The sequence below is a fragment of the Cupriavidus sp. U2 genome, assembly GCF_009663685.2.
Lineage (GTDB): Bacteria > Pseudomonadota > Gammaproteobacteria > Burkholderiales > Burkholderiaceae > Cupriavidus > Cupriavidus necator_C.
Map to the genome: position 1 here is coordinate 12683 of NZ_RCOG02000026.1, position 19403 is coordinate 32085.

Consider the following 19403-nt stretch of genomic DNA (forward strand, 5'->3'; position numbering starts at 1 on the left):
CGATTCGCGCGTGCGAGGTGTCTATCTTCGGGACGCGCCCCCATGCACGCTGCCGGCAGGACCCAGACTTCCGCCCGTTCCATTTTTTCGCGCCCCCGCGCAGCCGTCTGGCTCGTGGTGCCATGGGCCTTGGCGTCTGGTGCGCCGGCTGCCGCCGAAGAAGCTACCTTACCCGACGTGGTGGTCAGCGCCAGCCGCAACGAGCAACGGCGCTTCGACGCCCCCGCCGCCATCGACAGTATCCCGGTCGATCCCTTCACGGCCACCTCGCCGCTGGTCAACCTGTCCGAACTGACCCTGACCAGCCCCGGCATCGCCGTGCGCGACCGCCAGAACTATTCCCAGGATTTGCAGATTGCCGTGCGCGGCTTTGGCAGCCGCTCGACCTTCGGCGTGCGCGGCGTGCGGCTGTTTATCGACGGCATTCCGGCGACCATGCCCGACGGCCAGGGCCAGGCATCGACCTTCGACCTGGCCAATGCCAGCCGCATCGAGGTACTGCGCGGGCCGTTCGCCCAGATGTACGGCAACGCGTCGGGCGGGGTGGTGCAGGTGTTCACGCCCGACCCGCCGAAGTCCGGCTTCACCGGACGGGCCTCGACCGGCTTTGGCTCGGACGGGCAGTGGCAGGCAGGCGTTTCGCTGGCCGGCGGCAACGACCGGCTGGGCGGCACGCTCGATGCCTGGACCTACCAGACCGACGGCTACCGCGACCACAGCGCGGCCAAACGCTACCAGCTCAACGCCAAGGTCGTGGCGCAGCCCAGCACGGCCACCCGGATCACGGGCCAGTTCAACTATTTCAACCAGCCGCTGGCCGAGGACCCGCTCGGCCTGACGCGCGCCCAGGCCGACGCCAACCCCCGCCAGGCGATTGCGGCGGCCACCCAGTTCAACACCGGCAAGGACGTGGAACAGACCCAGGCTGGCGTGGTGGTCGAACATCAGCTGACCGATCACGACAGCCTGAACTTCCGCCTGTACGGCGGTGGCCGGCAACTGACCCAGCGACTGGGCTTCAGCGGGGCGGCGCCGGGTTCGGCGGGCGGCATCGTCGATCTGGATCGCACCTATGGCGGCGGCGCGCTGTCCTGGACGCGCAAGACCACGGCCAACGGCCTGCCGCTGCAGTGGACGGCCGGGCTCGAAGTCAACGGCATGCGCGACGCCCGGCACGGCTATGTCAACGACAACGGGCAGCAGGGCGCGCTGCGGCGCGACGAGACCGACGAGGCGGCCGACTACGGCGCCTACGCGCAGTTCAACTGGACCGTGCATCCGGCCTGGGAAATCGTGGGCGGCCTGCGCGCCAGCATGGTGCGGCTGCGTATCGACGACCACTACGTGACGGCGGCCAGCCCCGACGACAGCGGCACGTCCACCTATCGCAACCTGAGCCCGGTGCTGGGCGTGGTCTGGCATGCGATGGAGACCCTCAACGTCTACGCCAACCTGGGCCGCGGCTTCGAGACGCCCACGCTGACCGAGGTGGCCTATGGCCCGAACGGCGTCGGTGCCAACCTGGGGCTGCAGGCCTCGACCAGCCGGCAGGGCGAGATCGGCGTGAAATGGGAATCGGACGGCCAGCGGATCGATGCGGCACTGTTCGATGCGGACAGCCACAGCGAGATCGTGCCGCAGTCGAACAACAACGGCCGCACGGTCTATCAGAACGTGGACGGCGTACGCCGGCGCGGGCTGGAACTGGGCTGGCGCGGCGCATTCGGCCCGGCCCGCCGGCTGGCCGCCGGGCTCGCGTACACCTACCTCGATGCCTATTTCGGGGACGCCTTCGTCAACGCGCAGGGCGCCACCGTGGCGGCCGGCAACCGGCTGCCGGGCACGGCGCGCCACAGCTTCGGGGCAGAGCTGACCTACAAGCCGTGGGGCCAGTGGATGGTGGGCGTGGAGGCCAGGGCCGACAGCAAGGTCTACGCGGACGAGCTGAATACGCAGGCCGCGCCAGGATACTTCGTCTTCAACCTGAAGACCGGCTACACGTTCAAGACCGGCGCCACACAGTGGTACGTATTCGGGCGCATCGACAACGTGGCCGACCGGCACTACATCGGATCGGTCATCGTCAATGAAGCGAACGGCAGGTACTACGAGCCAGCGCCGGGGCGGCGGTTCTTCGTGGGCCTGCGGGCGTCGATGTGATGCCCCCGGATTGCGCGATCTCCGCCTGCCTGACTTGCCAACGCCGCGTCACACGCCTAAGGTGGCGGTTTTAGCCACGATCAGCGTGCCGCTGCCATGTCTCTAGCCACGCCTCCCGCCGAATCCGCCGCCATGCCCCAGGACCCCAAGCTTCGCATCATGCTTTGGGTGGTGGCGGTGGGGTTCTTCATGCAGACGCTCGACTCCACGATCGTCAACACCGCCTTGCCGTCGATGGCGCGCAGCCTGGGCGAGAGCCCGCTGCGCATGCAGTCGGTGGTCATCGCCTATTCGCTCACGATGGCCGTGATCATCCCGGCATCGGGCTGGCTGGCCGACCGCTTCGGCACGCGCACGATCTTCCAGACCGCCATCGGGCTGTTCGTGCTGGGGTCGCTGCTGTGCGCCTGGGCCCCCACGCTGCCGATGCTGTCCGCCGCCCGCGTAGTGCAGGGGGCGGGCGGCGCGATGCTGCTGCCGGTGGGCCGGCTGTCGGTGCTGCGGACGTTTCCGCGCGAGCAGTATCTGCAGGCGCTGAGTTTCGTGGCGATCCCCGGCATGATCGGGCCGCTGATCGGCCCGACGCTGGGCGGCTGGATCACGCAGACGTTTTCCTGGCACTGGATCTTCCTGATCAACGTGCCGGTGGGTGTGATGGGCGCGATTGCCACGGTGAAATACATGCCCAACGCGCGGCTGCCGGGCATGGGACGCTTCGATATCGCAGGCTATGCGTTCCTGGCCATCGCCATGGTGACGCTGTCCTTTTCGCTGGACGGGCTGGCCGGCATGGGGTTCCAGCACGCCACGGTGCTGATGCTGCTGATCGCCAGCATGGCGGCGCTGTCGGCCTACGTGCTGCATGCGCGGCGCAGCAAGATGCCGTTGTTTCCGCTCAAGCTGTTTGACATCCATAGCTTCAGCGTGGGCCTGCTGGGCAACCTGTTCGCGCGGATCGGCAACGGCGCCATGCCATTCCTGATTCCGCTGACGCTGCAGGTCAGCCTGGGGTATTCGCCGTTCAATGCGGGCCTGATGATGGTGCCGGTGACGGTGGCCGGCATGGCGTCCAAGCGGCTGGCGACGCGGCTGATCGAGCAGTTCGGCTACCGCAAGGTGCTGGTCACCAACACGTTCCTGGTGGGGCTGGTGATGGCGTCGTTCGCGCTGATCTCGCCGGACCGGCCGCTGCCGCTGGTGATCGTCCAGATGGCGATCTTCGGCGCGGTCAATTCCGTCCAGTTCACGGCCATGAACACCGTCACGCTCAAGGACCTGAGCGGGGTCAACGCCAGCAGCGGCAACAGCATGCTGTCGATGGTGCAGATGCTGTCGATGAGCCTGGCCGTGACATCGGCCGGCGCGCTGCTGGCCACGTTCCAGGCCGGCATCGGCTCCCATCACTTCGACGTGCTGCCGGCCTTCCACGCCACCTTCATCTGCGTGGGGCTGATCACCTCGGCCTCGGCCTGGATCTTCATGCAGCTCGATCCCGAAAAGGTCGTGGTGGCCAGGGCGCAGCCATCGGAAGAGGTATAGGGCGAGTGCAATGCCCGCGGTTTTCTCGCCTCTCCCACTTGTGGGAGAGGGGCGGGGGAGAGGGTCAGCCGTTCAAATTGCGACAAGTCGGCAAGCAGAGCCGCCTCGCTCTCTCCCGGCCCCTCTCCGCAGGGCGCACGCCAGCGGTACGTCAACGCCCCATCAGCTCGCAGAACCACGAGATATCGACGTTGCCGCCGCTGATGATGATGCCCACGCGCTTGCCCTTGAGCTGATCCTGGATCTGCTGGGCGGCCGCCAGGCCCAGGGCGCCGGTCGGCTCGACGATCATCTTCATGCGCTCGGCGAAGAAGCGCATGGCTTCCACCAGTTGCGCGTCCGACGCGGTCAGGATGTCGTTGACGTCGCGCCGGATGATCGGGAATGTGTACTGGCCCAGGTGCTGCGTCTGCGCGCCGTCGGCAATGGTCTTGGGCGTGTCGATATGCACGATCGCACCGCTGTGGAACGACTGCTGGCCGTCGTTGCCGGCCTCGGGCTCCACGCCGTACAGCCGGCACTGCGGCGCCAGCGCGCGCGTGGCCAGTGCCGTGCCGGACAGCAGCCCGCCACCGCCCAGCGGGGCCAACAGCACGTCGAGCGGACCCACTTCGTCGAACAGTTCGCGGGCGGCGGTGCCCTGGCCGGCCATCACATCGGGATGGTCGTACGGCGGAATCAGCGTCATGCCGTGCTTTTCGGCCAGGTCGCGGCCGATGGCCTCGCGGTCTTCCTTGTAGCGGTCGTACATCACCACGGTGGCGCCGTAGCCCTTTGTGGCGGCCACCTTCAGCGCCGGCGCGTCCTGCGGCATCACGATGGTGGCCGGCATGCCCAGCAGCTTTGCCGACAGCGCGATGCCCTGCGCGTGGTTGCCCGACGAGAAGGCGACCACGCCGCCCTTGCGCTGCTCCGGCGTGAACTTCGACAGCGCGTTGAACGCGCCACGGAACTTGAAGGCGCCCATGCGCTGGAAGTTCTCGCACTTGAAGAACACTTTGGCGCCAAGCCGCTCGTCGAGCGTGCGCGAGGTGTTGACCGGGGTGCGGTTGGCGTAGCCTTCCAGCCGCTTGGCAGCGGCCTCGACGTCGGCGTAGGTGGGCAGTTGCAGGGTCGTCATGGTGGTATCGGGTGCGGGATGCAGGGTCCGGAAACGAAGGGAAGGGGCTTACCAGGGCCAGGCCAGGCGCGTGCCGGTGCCATCGGCCAGGGCCCGTTCATGCAGGAAGCGGGCGACGGTCAGGTCTTGAAGCGCCAGGCCGGTCATGTCGAATACGGTGATGTCTTCGGCCTGCCGCTGGAACGCGGCGGCGCCGGTCAGCAGGTCGCCGATCTCGATGCAGTGCAGGTCGGGCGACCACTGGCACTCGCCGATGCTGCGCGCCTGTTCCAGGTCGTCGGCCACGATGCGGGCGCGTTCCAGCACGCCGTCGGGCAGTTCGCGCTTGCCGGTGGTGTCGGCGCCCACGCAGGTAAGATGGGTGCCCGGTTGCACGGCATCGGCGTCGAACAGGGCGCCCCCACCGGGCGTGGCCGTGATCACGACATCGCTTTGGGCCACGGCGGCATTGCGGTCGGTGGCCAGCGCGATGTGGCAGCGCCCGGCGAATTCTGCTTCGAAGCTGGCGCTGGGCGCGCCGCTGGCGCTGACATAGCGCACGTCGGTCAGCGATGGCAGCAGCGCCAGCGCATACGATAGCTGCACGCGCGCCTGTACGCCGGTGCCGAACACGCATACGCGGCGGCTGTCCGGGCGTGCCAGGGCCTTCAGCCCGATGCCGCCGGCGGCGCCGGTGCGCGCCGTGGTGATCGCGTTGCCGTCGAGCATGCACAAGGGCCGTCCGGTCGCCGGATCGATCAGCACGATGGTGGCCTGATGCGGCTCGCCGCCGCGGTCGCGGTTGCCCGGCCAGAATCCCGCAGCCTTGAAGCCGAGCAGGTTCTGCCGGCCGACATCGCCGGCCTTGATGCCGAACACGCCGCCGGTCGCCAGCTTTTCGCGGATCAGCGGAAAGACCCGCCCCTCGCGATGGCTGTGCAGGATAAAGGCTTCGCGCACGGCGGCCAGGACATCGTCGGGGACCAGCGCCGCTTCCACGGCGTGCTTGTCGAGCAGTAGCAACTGCGCGGCGGAGTTAGCGTGCATAGCTGTAGACGGTTGCGCGCGACACGCCCAGGTGTGCCGCGATGGTTTCCATGGCCCGGCGCACTTCCAGCAGGCCGGACGCCTTGAGTTCGGCCAGCAGCGCGCGCCGCTCGTCGGTCTTCAGCGCGCGGGGCGTGGTGGCCAGCCGTGCCGCGAAGGCGTCGATGCGCGAGCGCAGCACTTCGGTGCTGGCGGGGTCGAGCGTTTCCTCCGGTCCGTCGGCGGCGGTCTGCACGAACTGGCCCATGGCCATCTGCAGGCTGCGGAACAGCGTCAGGTCGACGTTCATGCACAGCGCGGCGATGTAGCGGCCGCTGCTGTCCTTGATGCCGATGGACGTGCTCTTGGCCAGGCGGCCATCGGCAAACTGGTTCGCGTAGTTGGCCAGCACCTGTGGATAGTCGGGGTCCGTGATGCGGGCTTCGCCCAGCTCCGTGGTGGGGTCGCCGACGGCGCGGCCCGACAGATTGTTGTGGATGGCCAGGATTGACTGGCCAGGCTCCAGCAGATCGTGCACCACGACCTCGCAGAACGGCGCCAGCGTCTGACCCAGGCCATCGGCAATCTGCTTGAGCTGGTCCAGCAGCAGACGCTGCTCGGGCGTACGTTGCATCATCTCGGTCGATGGAATTAGATGAGATTCGATGCTGGACAGTTTGTATAGTGCTGGACTAAATGTCAAGAACTGGGCGTGAAAAATGGCGCGGGAGCCGCATGGACTGCCGCGCCATCTGCCGGTATCGCTGGTATCGCCGATCCGTGAAGGCGGTCAGGCTGCTGCCGCGATCCGGATCTCCGCCAGCAGCTTGCGCAGTTCCGGCACGCAAGACCCGCAGTTGCCGCCGGCCTTCACGCAGGCGGTGATGTCGGCCGGCGTCTTGAGGTCGTGCTTGCGCACGGCGTCGCAGATCGTATTGCGGCCCACGCCGAAGCAGGCGCACACCGTGGGGCCGGCGTCGGCGGTCTTTTCCATCGGCTGGCCCAGCAGCAGGCCGATACGATCGGGATCTTCCAGCCGATCCTGCCCGAACAGTTGCGAAAGCCAGGCGCGCGACGGCAGATCGGCCCGCGTGGACACGTAGACGCACGCTTCCAGCCGGTCGTTGACCACGAACCCCGCGTGATAGACCCCGGCCGAGCGGTCTTCGTATTCAAGCCAGTCCGCGTCGGGATCGTGCACGCCCAGCAGGGCCCGCGCCCAGGCGGCGCGGTCAGCGACGGTTTCCCGGCCGGCGAATTCGTAACGCTGAAACTGCTTGCCCTGGATGCGCGTCCAGTAGGTCAGCGAATCGGCCGGCAGCGCGTTGCGGCTCAGCACGAAGCCGTGCCACGAGACTCGGAATTCCTCCACGCGCACCGGCGTGTGCTTGAACTCGGGCTCGCCCGAGACCGGATCGACTACCGGATTGACCACGGCGCCCACGCGCGCATCGGAGCTGAACTGATCGTTCCAGTGAATCGGCACGAACACGCTGCCCCGCGCAATGCCGCCGCCAAACCGCACCCGGGCCACCATGGCGCCCCAGCGGCTGGTCACGCGGGCGAGCTTGCCTTCGCCCACGCCGCATAGCAGCGCGTCCTGCGGATGCATGTCGACGAACGGCTCGGGCAGGTGGTCGGACAGCCGCGCTGCCTTGCCGGTGCGCGTCATGGTGTGCCACTGGTCGCGCACGCGGCCCGTGTTCAGGATCAGCGGAAATTCGTCGTCGGCCGCGTGGGCCGGCGCGCGGGCCGCGGTCGGCACGAAACGGGCGCGGCCATCGGCAAAGGCATAGCGGCCATCCTCGAACAGGCGCTGGGTACCACCCGGCGTGGCGGCGCGGTACGGCCATTGCACCGGCGCGAAGGCGTCGTATTGGTCCTGGCTCAGCCCGACCAGACCGCCGATATCAAACATGCGCGGCGCGTCGCGGTCGCTGGCATCGCCGTTTCGCCAGGCCGAGAGCCGCGCGTGTTCGTCGAAGATCTCGTGCGGGGTCTGGTAGTCGAAGCCGGCGAAACCCATGCGGCGGGCCACGTCGCACAGGATGTCCCAGTCGGCGCGGGCCTCGCCGGGGGCCGGCAGGAAGGCGCGCTGGCGCGAGATGCGGCGCTCGGAGTTGGTGACCGTGCCGTCCTTCTCGCCCCAGCCCAGCGCGGGCAGCAGCACGTGCGCGGCATCATTGGTATCGGTGTGCGTGACGATGTCTGACGACACCACCAGTTCGCACCTGGCCAGCGCACGGCGTGCCTGGTCGGCGTCGGGCAGGCTGACCACCGGGTTGGTGGCGATGACCCACACGGCCTTGACCTGGCCGGCCTCGATGGCGTTGAACAGGTCCACGGCCTTGAGGCCGGGCTTGTCGGCCATGCGCGGCGACTGCCAGAAGTCCTGCACGATGTCGCGATGCACCGGGTTGGCCAGTTCCATGTGCGCGGCCAGCATGTTGGCCAGCCCGCCCACTTCGCGGCCGCCCATGGCATTGGGCTGCCCGGTCAGCGAGAACGGACCCATGCCCGGACGGCCGATGCGGCCGGTCAGCAGATGGCAGTTGATGATGCTGTTGACCTTGTCGGTGCCGGCCGACGACTGGTTCACGCCCATCGAGAACGCCGTGATGACCTTTTGCGTACCGGCGAACAGTTCGAAGAACGCCCGCAGGTCCTGCGGATCGAGCTTGCAGGCACGGGCGAGGGCGGTCAGGTCCCCGGCATCGGAGCCGTCGGCATCGGCCACGGCCAGTGCGTCGTCCAGGCCGGCCGTGTGCGCATCGACAAAGGCCGCATCGGTGTGGCCGTGGCGCGCCAGGTAGCCGAGCAGGCCGTTGAACAGCCGTACGTCGGTGCCGGGGCGCAGCGGCAGGTGCAGGTCGGCCAGTTCGCAGGTGGCGGTGCGGCGCGGATCGATGGCCACGATCTTCATGTCGGGCCGTGCTTCCTTGGCGCGCGTCAGGCGCTGGAACAGGATCGGATGGCACCAGACCGTGTTCGAGCCCACCAGCACCACCAGATCGGCCTGTTCCAGGTCTTCGTAGCTGCACGGCACCAGGTCTTCGCCAAACGCGCGCTTGTGGCCGGCCACGGCCGACGACATGCACAGCCGCGAGTTGGTGTCGATGTTGGCCGAGCCGATAAAGCCCTTCATCAGCTTGTTGGCGACGTAGTAGTCCTCGGTCAGGATCTGGCCCGACACGTACAGGGCCACGGCGTCGGGGCCGTGCCTGGCGATGACGTCGGCAAAGCCGCTGGCCACCTTGTCGAGCGCCTGGTCCCAGCTCACGCGATGCAGCGATCCGTCGGCATCGCGCAGTTGGGGATGGAGCAGGCGGCCGTCCAGGCTGACCGTGTCGCCCAGCGCCGAGCCCTTGACGCACAGGCGGCCATGGTTCGACGCGTGGTCGGCATCGCCTTGCACTTCCACCTGGCCGTCGGCGCGCGCGGTGGCGCGCACGCCGCAGCCCACGCCGCAGTACGGGCAGGTGGTGGAGACCGTCTTGGTCGAGGTGGTGGCAACCACGGCAATATCGGACAGGTTCACGGCAGAATCTCTTCGGTCGGTGGCGGCGCGGGCCGGGGAGCTTGGGTCAGGCCGCCAGGGCCTCGCATTGCGCCTGGCCAAACAGCAGGCGCTGACGCAGCGCGGCCACGGGCTTGCCGGACTGGATCAGGTCGAAATACCACGGGCCATCCTTCACGTCGCCATACAGCACGGCGCCGACCAGCCGGCCGTCCTGCAGGACCAGGCGCTTGTAGATACCGCGGCGCGGATCGCGCAGGACGAGGTCCTCGCTGCCTTCGGCGCCGATGAAATCGCCGGCCGAGTACAGGTCCACACCCGTCACCTTGAGCTTGGTGGCCGTGGCCTGCTGCACGTAGCGCCGATGCCCGGCGCCAGCCAGATGCGCGGCGCAGACGCGGGCCTGGTCCCAGATCGGGGCCACCAGGCCAAACGTGGCGTTGCGGTGTTGCACGCATTCACCCACGGCGTAGATGCGTGGATCGAAGGTCTGCAGCGTGTCGTCCACCACGATGGCGCGCTCGCAACGCAGGCCGGCGCCGGCGGCCAGCTCGATATTGGGGCGCACGCCGGCGGTCATCACCACCAGGTCGGCCGGAATCCGCGTGCCGTCCTTGAACAGGACGCCGGCCACGCGGTCCTGGCCAAGAATGCCGGCCGTCTGGGCGCTCAGCAGAAAACGCAGGCCCTTGCGTTCGAGCGCCAGCTTCAGCAGGTCGGCGGCGGGTTTGTCCAGCTGGCGCTCCATCAGGCTGTCGGCCAGATGCACCACGGTGACATCCATGCCTTGCCGCATGAGGCCATTGGCGGCCTCCAGACCCAGCAGGCCGCCGCCGATCACGACCGCGTGGCGATGGTTGCGCGCGGCGTGCAGCATGGTTTCCACGTCCTGGATGTCGCGGAAGGCGATCACGCCGTCCAGCGTATGACCGGGTACCGGAATGATGAACGGCCTGGAGCCCGTGGCCAGCAGCAGGCGGTCGTAGTGGACTGCCTTGCCGGAAGCCGAGCGCACGGTGCGGCGCGGCCGGTCGATGGCCACCACGGGGTCACCGGCCAGCAGTTCGATGCCGTTCTGCGCGTACCAGTCGCGCGTGTTGAGCATGATGTCGTCGACGGTCTTTTCGCCGGCGAGCACCGGGCTCAGCAGGATGCGGTTGTAGTTGCCGTGCGGCTCGGCGCCGAACACCGTGATGTCGTACAGGTCCGGCGCGAGCTTCAGCAGTTCCTCGACCGTGCGCATGGCGGCCATGCCGTTGCCAACCACCACCAGCCGTGGCTTGGCCGGGGTGGCGGGAGACGAGGCGGGGGGCGTCGTGGGCATCATCTTCTGGGGGCCTGTTTGCGTAATGGCGTAATGGCGTAATGGCGTAATGGCGTAATGGCGTAATGGCGCGTTGGCTGCGGGCGTGCTCGAAGACAGGGGCTGCGGGTCAGGCGGCCATTTCTTCCTCGACCTTGCCTGCCTGGGCTTCGCGCTGGACGACCGAGGCCGCCACCCAGACCTTGCCGTCATAGACGCGCGCGGCGTGGGCGTGGACCGAGTGCTCGGGCGCCTCCAGGCACTCGCCGGTGCGCAGGTCGAAGTGGTGCTTGTAGATTGGCGACGCCACCACCACGCGCTCGCCGAGGCTGCCGACCAGCCCGCGCGACAGCACGTTGGCCTGCGAATTCGGGTCGAAATTGGCGATGGCGTAGACCTCTTCGCCGCGGCCGACGCGGAAGACCGCCACCTGCTGCCCGTCGACCAGTGCGCAGACACCAGTATTGGGCACGATATCGCGCAAGGTGCAAATCGCGGTCCAGGTTTCGGGATGGTGGGTTTGGCTCATCACGTTCTCCTTGTGTCAGGCTGCTTTTGCGGGCACGGCGACCACGGGAATGTGGCTCAGGCGGGAACGCTGCAAGTTCCGTTCCTCCGGCGTGGCAGGGCGGATCTGGCCGCGCGCTTCCATGAAGACCAGGTTGTCGTCGCGCAGGTCGCTGTTGACGAAGTGGCGGAATCGCTTGCGGGTTTCCGGGTCGGTGATGGCCTTTTTCCATTCGTCCTCGTAGGTGTCCACCACGTGCTGCATTTCGGCTTCCAGTTCGGCGCCGATGCCCAGCTTGTCGTCGATGACCACGGCCTTCAGGTAGTCCAGGCCGCCTTCGAGGTTGTCGCGCCAGGTGCTGGTGCGTTGCAGGCGGTCGGCGGTGCGCACGTAGAACATCAGGAAGCGGTCGACGTAGCGGATCAGCGTGTCGCGGTCCAGGTCGCCGGCCAGCAGTTCGGCGTGGCGCGGCTTCATGCCGCCGTTGCCGCAGACGTAGAGGTTCCAGCCCTTTTCGGTGGCGATGATGCCTACGTCCTTGCCCTGGGCTTCGGCGCACTCGCGGGTGCAGCCCGACACGCCAAACTTGATCTTGTGCGGCGCGCGCAGGCCCTTGTAGCGGTTTTCGATGTCGATGGCCAGGCCAACCGAGTCGTCAACGCCGTAGCGGCACCACGTGGAGCCCACGCACGACTTGACGGTGCGCAGCGACTTGCCGTAGGCGTGGCCGGATTCGAACCCGGCCGCCACCAGTTCTTCCCAGATCAGCGGCAGTTCTTCCAGGCGGGCGCCGAACATGTCCACCCGCGCGCCGCCGGTGATCTTGGTGTACAGGCCGTACTTCTTGGCCACCTGGCCCACGGCGATCAGGCCGTCGGGCGTGACTTCGCCGCCGGGCATGCGCGGCACCACGGAGTACGTGCCGTCCTTCTGGATATTGGCCAGGAAGTAGTCGTTCGAATCCTGCAGGCTGGCATGTTCTTCCTTGAGCACGAATTCGTTCCAGCACGATGCCAGGATGCTGCCCACCGTAGGCTTGCAGATGTCGCAGCCCAGCCCCTTGCCATGCGCGGCCAGCAGGTCATCGAAGGTCTTGATCTTGCCCACGCGCACCAGGTGGTACAGCTCCTGGCGCGAGTACGGGAAGTGCTCGCAGACATGGTTGTTCACGGCCATGCCCTGCTTTTTCATTTCGGCCTTCATGATCTGCGTGACCAGCGGCACGCAGCCGCCGCAGGCCGTGCCGGCCTTGGTGCACGACTTCAGCGCGCCGATGCTGGTGGCGCCATCGGTCACGGCCGCGCAGATCTGGCCCTTGCTGACGTTGTTGCACGAGCAGATCTGGGCCGTGTCGGGCAGCGCGTCGGCGCCCAGTGCCGGCCGGGCCTGTCCATCCGACGACGGGAGGATCAGGAACTCCGGCGATTCGGGCAGCTCGATGCGGTTCAGCATCATCTGCAGCAGCGTGCCGTATTCGGCGGCATCGCCCACCAGCACGCCACCGAGCAGGTACTTGCCGCAATCGGACACCACGAGCTTCTTGTAGACCTGCTTGCGCTCGTCGGTGAACTGGTACGAGCGGCTGCCCGGCGCATTGCCGTGCGGGTCGCCGATGCTGGCTACGTCCACGCCCATCAGCTTGAGCTTGGTGCTCATGTCGGCGCCGGTGAACCGGGCGGCCTCGCCCCGCAGATGGCGGGCGGCCACACGGGCCATATCGTAGCCCGGGGCCACCAGGCCGTAGATCTTGCCGTCCCACAGCGCGCATTCGCCGATGGCGTAGATGTCCGGGTGCGAGGTCAGGCAGTTGTCGTCGATCACGATGCCGCCGCGCGGGCCAATGGCCAGGCCGCTGTCGCGGGCCAGTTCGTCGCGCGGACGAATACCGGCCGAGAACACGATCATGTCGGTGTCCAGATGCGTACCATCGGTGAAGTTCATGCGGTGCGTGCCGTCCACGCCATCGACGATCTCCACGGTGTTCTTGCCCGTGTGCGCCTTCACGCCGAGGTCTTCGATCTTCTGGCGCAGCATGCGGCCGCCGCCGTCGTCGACCTGTACGGCCATCAGGCGCGGGGCGAACTCCACCACGTGGGTGTCCAGGTTCATGTCGCGCAGCGCCTTGGCGCACTCCAGGCCCAGCAGGCCGCCGCCGATGACCACGCCCGACCTGGCGCGGCGGCCGCATTCCAGCATGGCCTCCAGGTCTTCGATGGTGCGGTAGACGAAGGTGTCCTTGCGGTCCTTGCCCGGCAGCGGCGGCACGAACGGGTACGAGCCGGTGGCCAGCACCAGCTTGTCGTAGGGCAGCGTCTCCCCGGTAGACGTGGTGACCGTCTTCGCGGCCGTATCGATGGCCGTGGCCCTGGCATTCAGACGCAGCAGCATGTTGTTGTGCTGGTCGAAGAAGCCCGCCGGCACCAGCGACAAGTCATCGGCCGACTTGCCGGCGAAGAATTCCGACAGGTGGACGCGATCGTAGGCGGGGCGCGGCTCCTCGCAGAGCACCGTCACTTCCAGGTCTTGTGCGCCGGCCTCTGCCAGGCATTCCAGGAATTTGTGGCCGACCATGCCGTGCCCGACGATGATGATCTTCATGATGCTTTCCTTGTCCGGAGGAGTCGTAACTTTGGTTTGTTGGCGTCGATCAGTTGGCCAGCGCGCTGTCGTACAGGGCTTGCTCCTGCGCCTTGTGCTCGGCGCTGAAGCGCACGGCGATGGCGCACAGCGCGGCCAGCGTGGCGGTCACGCCCAGGTACGTCAGCGTCTGCTGCAGGTCGCCCAGGCCTTTCATCAGGAAGCCCGCGGCCACCGCGCCGACGTTGCCGCCAGCGCCGATGATCCCGGCCACGCCGCCCAGCGCCTTGCGGTCGATGAACGGCACCAGCGCGTAGGTGGCGCCGCAGGCCATGTGCGTGAACAGGCCGAACGTCAGCATGGCGGCGACGGCAGTGACCACGCCCGCGGCATGCGCAAACGCCAGCAGGCCCAGGCCTTCGCCCAGAATGAAGACGAACAGCACGATCGACCGCGCGTCGAGGCCACGGCGACGGGCCACGCGATCCGAAACGTAGCCGCCCAATGCCCGGGCGAACAGGGCCAGCAGGCCGAAGCTGGCTGCGGCCATGCCGGCGGCGGACAGCGACAGGCCGAAGTGGTCGACGTAGTAGGTGGCCGCCACGTTGTGGATGAAAATTTCCACGCCGAAGCATGCGCCGTACGTGATGAACAGCAGCCAGACGCGGTAGTTGGCGCTGGCCGCGCGGAAGCTGGCCCAGCCGCCACCGCCCTTGCCGCCGCTCACGGCGATGCCGCGGGCGCGCAGGTCCGAGAAGTTGCCTTCGGGGCAGTCCTGCGTGAAGCGCCAGTAGACAACGGCCATGATCAGCATCAGCACGCCCGGCACGATCAGCGCCACGCGCCAGCCCATGGCGTGGTCCACGCCCAGGAACAGCACGGCGGCCAGCAGCAGCGGCATCGCGCCCTGTGCGGCGCCGCCGCCCGCGTTGCCCCAGCCGGCCGACGCCGCATTGGCGGTGCCGACCACGTTCGGCGCGAACATCACCGACGTGTGGTACTGCGTGATGACAAAGCTCGCGCCCACCGCCCCGATCAGCAGGCGAAAAAACAGGAAGGTCTCGTAGTTCTGGGCAAACGCCACGCCGATCACCGGAATCGCACCGATGGCCAGCAGGCCGGTGTACGTCTTGCGCGGGCCGAAGCGGTCGCACATCGGGCCGATCACCAGGCGTACCAGGATGGTCACGGCCACGGCGGCGATATTGATATTGGCAATCTGGCCGGGGGTCAGGCCAAATTCGCCCTTGAGCACCGGCATCAGCGGCGCGCAGGCAAACCACGCGAAGAAACAGACGAAGAACGCCATCCAGGTCAGGTGGAAGGCGCGCATCTGCGGGGTCTTCAGACTTAGCAGATCGATCCGGGTGGCTTTGCCGTTCATTCTTGGGCTCCAAAAACAAAAGGCGTCCCGAGAGGCTGGCGCTGATGAGCCAGTTCTGGGGACGCCGTTGTCCTGACGGCTGCTACCTACGGATAGCAGTCGTGCTGTGTGGGGTGGGCAGATCGCCGTTGACCGGCCCACGCTTCCTATCGCAAGCGGTGTGCCAGCCCCAACAAGTGTTGGTTTGGAGACTTCGAGAAGGGAAAACGCGCTGATTAGTGCCGTATGGCGCACTAATCCGCATCATGGTGCGGCGCCAGAGTTGGGCGGGCGCACGGCTATGGTGCGGTGCAATGTGCGGCGCCGGTGCGTGCGCAGGTCCGGGGGCCCGGCGGTCAGTCGGCCTATTCGGCCTGCGGCAGCAGGGAAATCAGCTGCATGTCGGAGGGGGAGACCAGCTGATCGGCTTCGTCGATCAGTGCGGCGCGTACCTTGAGCCCGTTGACCCGCGAGCGGATCTCCGCCGGACCCTGGCCATCCGGCTTCATATGGGCATCGCCCCACTGCATCAGGCCCACGATCACTGGCAGCAACTCCACGGCGGCACGAGTAGGGCGGTAGGCAAAGCGCTCGCGCTCGCCTGGCGCCTTGTAGCTGACCTTGCGCAGCAGGCCGGCTTCCGTCAGCGTCTTCAGCCGCGCCGACAGCACGGCGGGCGAGCACTGAAGCCGCTCCAGAAAGTCATCGAAACGTTGGACCCCCGAAAACACGTCGCGCAAGATAAGAATTGTCCACTTCTCGCCAATCAGCGACAGCGTGGCCGCGATCGAGCATTGCGCGAAGGCCTCGGGCGACACAGGAGGCGGCAGTGACGTATTCATGATTTGAGGATAGCACTCTAACTTCATTTGAAAAAGTCAGGGTTTCGACTATAGTCCTGCCTACAGAAGATGAAGTCAGGGGTGGGCCATGAACGATGGCGACGACGCAGGCGACAGCAGCACGGGTTCGCGGATTACCGAAGAACGGTGGACAGCACGCGGTGGCCAACAGGTGACGGTGCGGGCGGTACGGGCAGCGGATCAGGCGGGGCTGCGCGCGTTTGTCGATGGCCTGTCGCGTGAGAGCCGTTACTACCGGTTTCTGACCGGAGGCCGGGTGGCGGACGAGATCATCCAAGGCTTTGTCGCCCATCATCCCCAGCGAGACGCCGCCATCGTGGTAACCGTGCGCGCTGAGGATGGTGGCGAGTCGATCGTCGCCAACGCCGAATATGTGGTGAACGCCGACAACGTGGCGGAACTGGCCGTGGTGGTGGCGGACGACTGGCAAGGGCAGGGGTTGGGCCGGCGGTTGATCCAACGGCTGCAACAGATGGCGAGGACCAGCCGGCTGCAGGGTATGCGTGGCGACGTGCTCAGCGAGAACCGGCGCATGCTTGCCATCATGCGCGATTGCGGATTTGCCGCACGTCGCAATACGGAGGACAGCTTTCTGCATGAGGTCAGCTTGTCGCTGGTTGACGCGCAGGACCGCGCGCCCCGGCCACAACGCGCGCATTGGCTGCCGCGCGACTGGTTCGCGGATAACTAGCTCGCGTTCGAGCGCACCATGGGCGGTTTGACAGGCCGTCAGTGCTTGCCGCGCGAAGTCGCCGTACAGCCAATCGACGCCGTGATGATGGCGGCAATGGCCACCCACTGAATGGCCGTGAGCTGTTCGTGCAGGAATGCCAGGCCCGCCAGGGCACCCATGGCCGGCTCCAGACTCAGCAGAATGCCAAACGTCCTGCGCGGCAGCCGCTTCAGTGCCACCATCTCCAGCGAATAGGGAATCGCGCTCGACATCAGGCCGACCGCCAGCCCGGAGAGCAACAGCCCGGGGCTGAAAATCTGCGTGCCGGCATGGCCAAGGCCGAAAGGCAGCGCCACCAGCGCCGCCATGGTCATGCCCAGCGACGTCGCCTGGCCGCCATGCGCGTTGCCTGCCATCTGGCCGAACACAATATAGAGCGCCCAGCCAACGCCGGCCGCCAACGCATAGCCGATACCCACCGGATCGAGATGGGTCGAGGCCTCGCCCACTGGCAGCAGCAGGACAAGGCCAGCCACAGCGCAGGCAATCCAGAGAAAATCGATGGCCTTGCGGGACGACAACACCGCAACGGCCAGTGGACCGGTGAATTCGATGGCGATCGCCAACCCCAGCGGGATGGTGCGCAGCGACATATAGAACAGCAGGTTCGTGGCCCCCAGTGCCGCCCCATATAGCGCAATGGCGCGGGCATGCTTGCCCGACAACGGGAAGCGCCACGGCCGCCAGACCGCGATCAGGATCAACGCCGCAAAGCCGACGCGCAGCGCAACCGTGCCCTGGGCGCCAATGGCGCCGAACAGGCTCTTGGCAAACGAGGTCCCGACGCATAGCGACGCCATGGAGCCGATCAGGGCCAGCACGGCCAGCAGGGTTTCGCTCTGCTTGATGCGGGTGAGGGGCACTTCCTTGTCCTGGTACGGTAGACCCGGCTACGGGCGGTGCGGCATCTTGCCCGAACATCGGCTGGGCGGCCATACACAGATGCCGGTGCCGCTTGCTGTACAGTTGGGCGCGCCGGGCCGGAATGCGAGCCAGTGCCCGGACCGGCGCTGGCGGAGTCCAGGTCAAGGCACTATGGTGGAAGGACCGTTTTTGCCGGAGTTCACCATGGAAGCCAAGGCACCCCGCCGTCATGTCGTCATTACCGGCGCCGCCGGCGCGCTGGGTCGCGCCGTGGCCAGCCGGTTCGCCGGAGAGGGCGCACGGCTGGCGCTGATCGACCACAACCTGCAGCACCTGCAGAGCGTGTTTGCGCACCCGGAGCCCGACCACGGCGGTACGCTGCTGCACGCGGCCGACGTGACCTCCGATACGGCGATGGCCCCTGTGGCTGCCGCCATCCTCGACGCGTTCGGCACGGTCGATGTGCTGGTGCACGTGGCCGGCGGCTTCGAGATGGGCGAGCCCACCCACGCCCTGAGCCGTGAATCCTGGCAGCGCATGATGGACCTGAACGCCTGGTCGTTCGTCGCCGTCACGGGCCACTTCATTCCGGCCATGATGTTTCAGCGTAGCGGCAAGGTCGTGGCCGTTTCCGCGCGCGGCGCCGCCCACGGCGCGGCCGCGATGGGCGCCTATACCGCTTCCAAGAGCGCGCTGCAGCGACTCGTGGAAAGCCTGTCGCACGAGGTCAGAAGTTCGGGCATCAATGTCAACAGCATTGCCCCCAGCATTCTTGATACGCCCGCCAACCGCCACGCCATGTCGTCGGCCGATCCGGCGCAGTGGGTATCCACCGGCGCCGCGGCGCGGGCGGTGGCATTCCTGGCATCGGACGGGTCGGAGGCCATGCACGGACAGCATCTGGTGCTGGACGGCCTGAGTTGAGCGTCCGCCCTGCCTCATAGCGCCAGCCTCATGCCGATGGCACGGGCGGCCTTGCGGTCGAAGGTGGCCGTGTGATGGCAGCCGGCGCTCTGGCAGGTCCGCTGGATCAGGCAGTCGGGGAAATCGCTGGGCGTGGACTTGAAGAGCCGCAGCGCCGACTTCACAATGGCCATCGATTCGATCACGAGATCATTGCTTTCGATCAAATGTTCAATGATCTCGACAAGTTCGGGCTGGCCGGCTCCATAGCGTTTGTCCATGGTCCAGACAAGTTCTGCCAGAACGACAATTGGCACGTATCCCCGCCAGTGGTCGGACAGCGACTCGAGGACGGCATCCGCCACCGGCGTCTGGATCGGGTCGTCGCGGGTGAAGTATCGAACGAGGATATTGGTGTCCAGGCCGATCATGCAAAGCTCCGGAGATAGCGTTCCCAGATAGCCTGAGCAATGACTTCATCCATTTCCTCTATGGACGGGACGGGCCCCTGCCCACGACCCGCCAGGCACCCCTTCAGATCCTTGATCGAACAGGGCTGACCCGGGGCACGCTTTGGCAAAAAGCGCCGGACTGGTGCGGTGCCGCCGTTTCGCTTCTCGCCGGCATCCTGGGCGTTGGCGATAGCTGTCGCGATCTCTTGTTCCGTTGGAGGAGACTTGCGGCCTGCAAGGCAGCCTTTCAGATCCCGGAGAGAGGACGTCTTTCCGGTTCCAGGTGTCGACGTACGCAAGCTGTCTTCCGCAGGGCCTGCCACCGCAGCCCCCACGTCCTTCAACGCAACATGCTGCTCTGCTTGATACTGCATGAGATTGACCCCTCTATTGTCTGGTTTAGCCGGCGCGATTCGCGCCTGACGAAACCATTCTGGGCCGCCGTCAAGTAGAAAAAAATGGGACGTGTCTCAAAATGCGTCCCGCATTGTGGTAC

Annotated in this window: 16 protein-coding genes; 4 read left to right on the forward strand and 12 right to left on the reverse strand. The window is 66.9% G+C overall.

The features are described from left to right. Positions 1-42: 42 nt before the first annotated feature. Together D9X30_RS18605 and mdtD are read left to right on the forward strand one after the other, a co-directional pair. A complete protein-coding gene (locus D9X30_RS18605) occupies positions 43-2160 on the forward strand; it encodes a TonB-dependent receptor family protein (protein ID WP_153948050.1) in 2118 nt (705 codons plus the stop codon). Positions 2161-2292: 132 nt separating this feature from the next. Beyond that, positions 2293-3699: a multidrug transporter subunit MdtD gene (gene mdtD, locus D9X30_RS18610; RefSeq protein WP_153948049.1), complete on the forward strand. Its 1407-nt coding sequence runs from the start codon at positions 2293-2295 to the stop codon at positions 3697-3699. A 151-nt stretch (positions 3700-3850) separates the two neighbouring features. On the opposite strand, the gene D9X30_RS18615 is transcribed toward mdtD, so the two are convergent. From D9X30_RS18615 to D9X30_RS18655, 9 genes are all read right to left on the reverse strand, one after another. Further along, positions 3851-4819 (reverse strand): threo-3-hydroxy-L-aspartate ammonia-lyase, encoded by a 969-nt coding sequence (locus D9X30_RS18615; protein ID WP_153948048.1) that lies wholly within the window; start codon positions 4817-4819, stop codon positions 3851-3853. A gap of 48 nt (positions 4820-4867) precedes the next feature. Beyond that, a complete protein-coding gene (locus tag D9X30_RS18620) occupies positions 4868-5845 on the reverse strand; it encodes an ornithine cyclodeaminase family protein (RefSeq protein ID WP_153948047.1) in 978 nt (325 codons plus the stop codon). Then, positions 5835-6461: a helix-turn-helix transcriptional regulator gene (locus D9X30_RS18625; protein ID WP_153948046.1), complete on the reverse strand. Its 627-nt coding sequence runs from the start codon at positions 6459-6461 to the stop codon at positions 5835-5837. Before D9X30_RS18625 ends, D9X30_RS18620 begins: the two co-directional genes overlap by 11 nt. A gap of 153 nt (positions 6462-6614) precedes the next feature. Further along, positions 6615-9362, reverse strand: coding sequence for a nitrate reductase (locus D9X30_RS18630; RefSeq protein WP_249641005.1), 2748 nt, complete (start codon positions 9360-9362; stop codon positions 6615-6617). A gap of 46 nt (positions 9363-9408) precedes the next feature. Further along, complete coding sequence (locus D9X30_RS18635; protein WP_153948045.1) at positions 9409-10665, reverse strand: NAD(P)/FAD-dependent oxidoreductase; 1257 nt, start codon at positions 10663-10665, stop codon at positions 9409-9411. 109 nt (positions 10666-10774) lie between these two features. Next, positions 10775-11173 carry a nitrite reductase small subunit NirD gene (gene nirD / locus D9X30_RS18640; RefSeq protein WP_153948044.1) on the reverse strand — a complete coding sequence of 133 codons (399 nt, stop codon included), beginning with the start codon at positions 11171-11173 and terminating at the stop codon, positions 10775-10777. 15 nt (positions 11174-11188) lie between these two features. Continuing rightward, complete coding sequence (nirB, locus tag D9X30_RS18645) at positions 11189-13750, reverse strand: nitrite reductase large subunit NirB (protein WP_153948043.1); 2562 nt, start codon at positions 13748-13750, stop codon at positions 11189-11191. Between the two features lie 49 nt (positions 13751-13799). Continuing rightward, entirely contained in the window at positions 13800-15113 is a 1314-nt protein-coding gene (locus D9X30_RS18650; protein ID WP_153948042.1) for an MFS transporter, read from the reverse strand. A 344-nt stretch (positions 15114-15457) separates the two neighbouring features. Continuing rightward, positions 15458-15934 carry a winged helix-turn-helix transcriptional regulator gene (locus D9X30_RS18655; RefSeq protein ID WP_228770923.1) on the reverse strand — a complete coding sequence of 159 codons (477 nt, stop codon included), beginning with the start codon at positions 15932-15934 and terminating at the stop codon, positions 15458-15460. A gap of 88 nt (positions 15935-16022) precedes the next feature. Here D9X30_RS18655 and D9X30_RS18660 point away from each other — a divergent pair, with 88 nt between their 5' ends. Further along, complete coding sequence (locus D9X30_RS18660) at positions 16023-16646, forward strand: GNAT family N-acetyltransferase (RefSeq protein ID WP_153948040.1); 624 nt, start codon at positions 16023-16025, stop codon at positions 16644-16646. Between the two features lie 38 nt (positions 16647-16684). On the opposite strand, the gene D9X30_RS18665 is transcribed toward D9X30_RS18660, so the two are convergent. Then, positions 16685-17551 (reverse strand): EamA family transporter, encoded by an 867-nt coding sequence (locus tag D9X30_RS18665; protein ID WP_249641006.1) that lies wholly within the window; start codon positions 17549-17551, stop codon positions 16685-16687. Between the two features lie 205 nt (positions 17552-17756). Between D9X30_RS18665 and D9X30_RS18670 the strand changes: the two genes are divergently transcribed. Beyond that, entirely contained in the window at positions 17757-18476 is a 720-nt protein-coding gene (locus D9X30_RS18670; RefSeq protein ID WP_153948039.1) for an SDR family NAD(P)-dependent oxidoreductase, read from the forward strand. A gap of 14 nt (positions 18477-18490) precedes the next feature. Here the strand turns inward: D9X30_RS18670 and D9X30_RS18675 are convergent, their stop codons facing one another. Together D9X30_RS18675 and D9X30_RS18680 are read right to left on the reverse strand one after the other, a co-directional pair. Next, positions 18491-18886, reverse strand: coding sequence for a type II toxin-antitoxin system VapC family toxin (locus D9X30_RS18675; RefSeq protein WP_153948038.1), 396 nt, complete (start codon positions 18884-18886; stop codon positions 18491-18493). Continuing rightward, the gene (locus tag D9X30_RS18680; protein ID WP_153948037.1) at positions 18883-19281 is read right to left on the reverse strand and encodes a hypothetical protein; all 399 of its coding nucleotides are present in this window, start codon (positions 19279-19281) and stop codon (positions 18883-18885) included. Before D9X30_RS18680 ends, D9X30_RS18675 begins: the two co-directional genes overlap by 4 nt. Positions 19282-19403 lie beyond the last annotated feature (122 nt).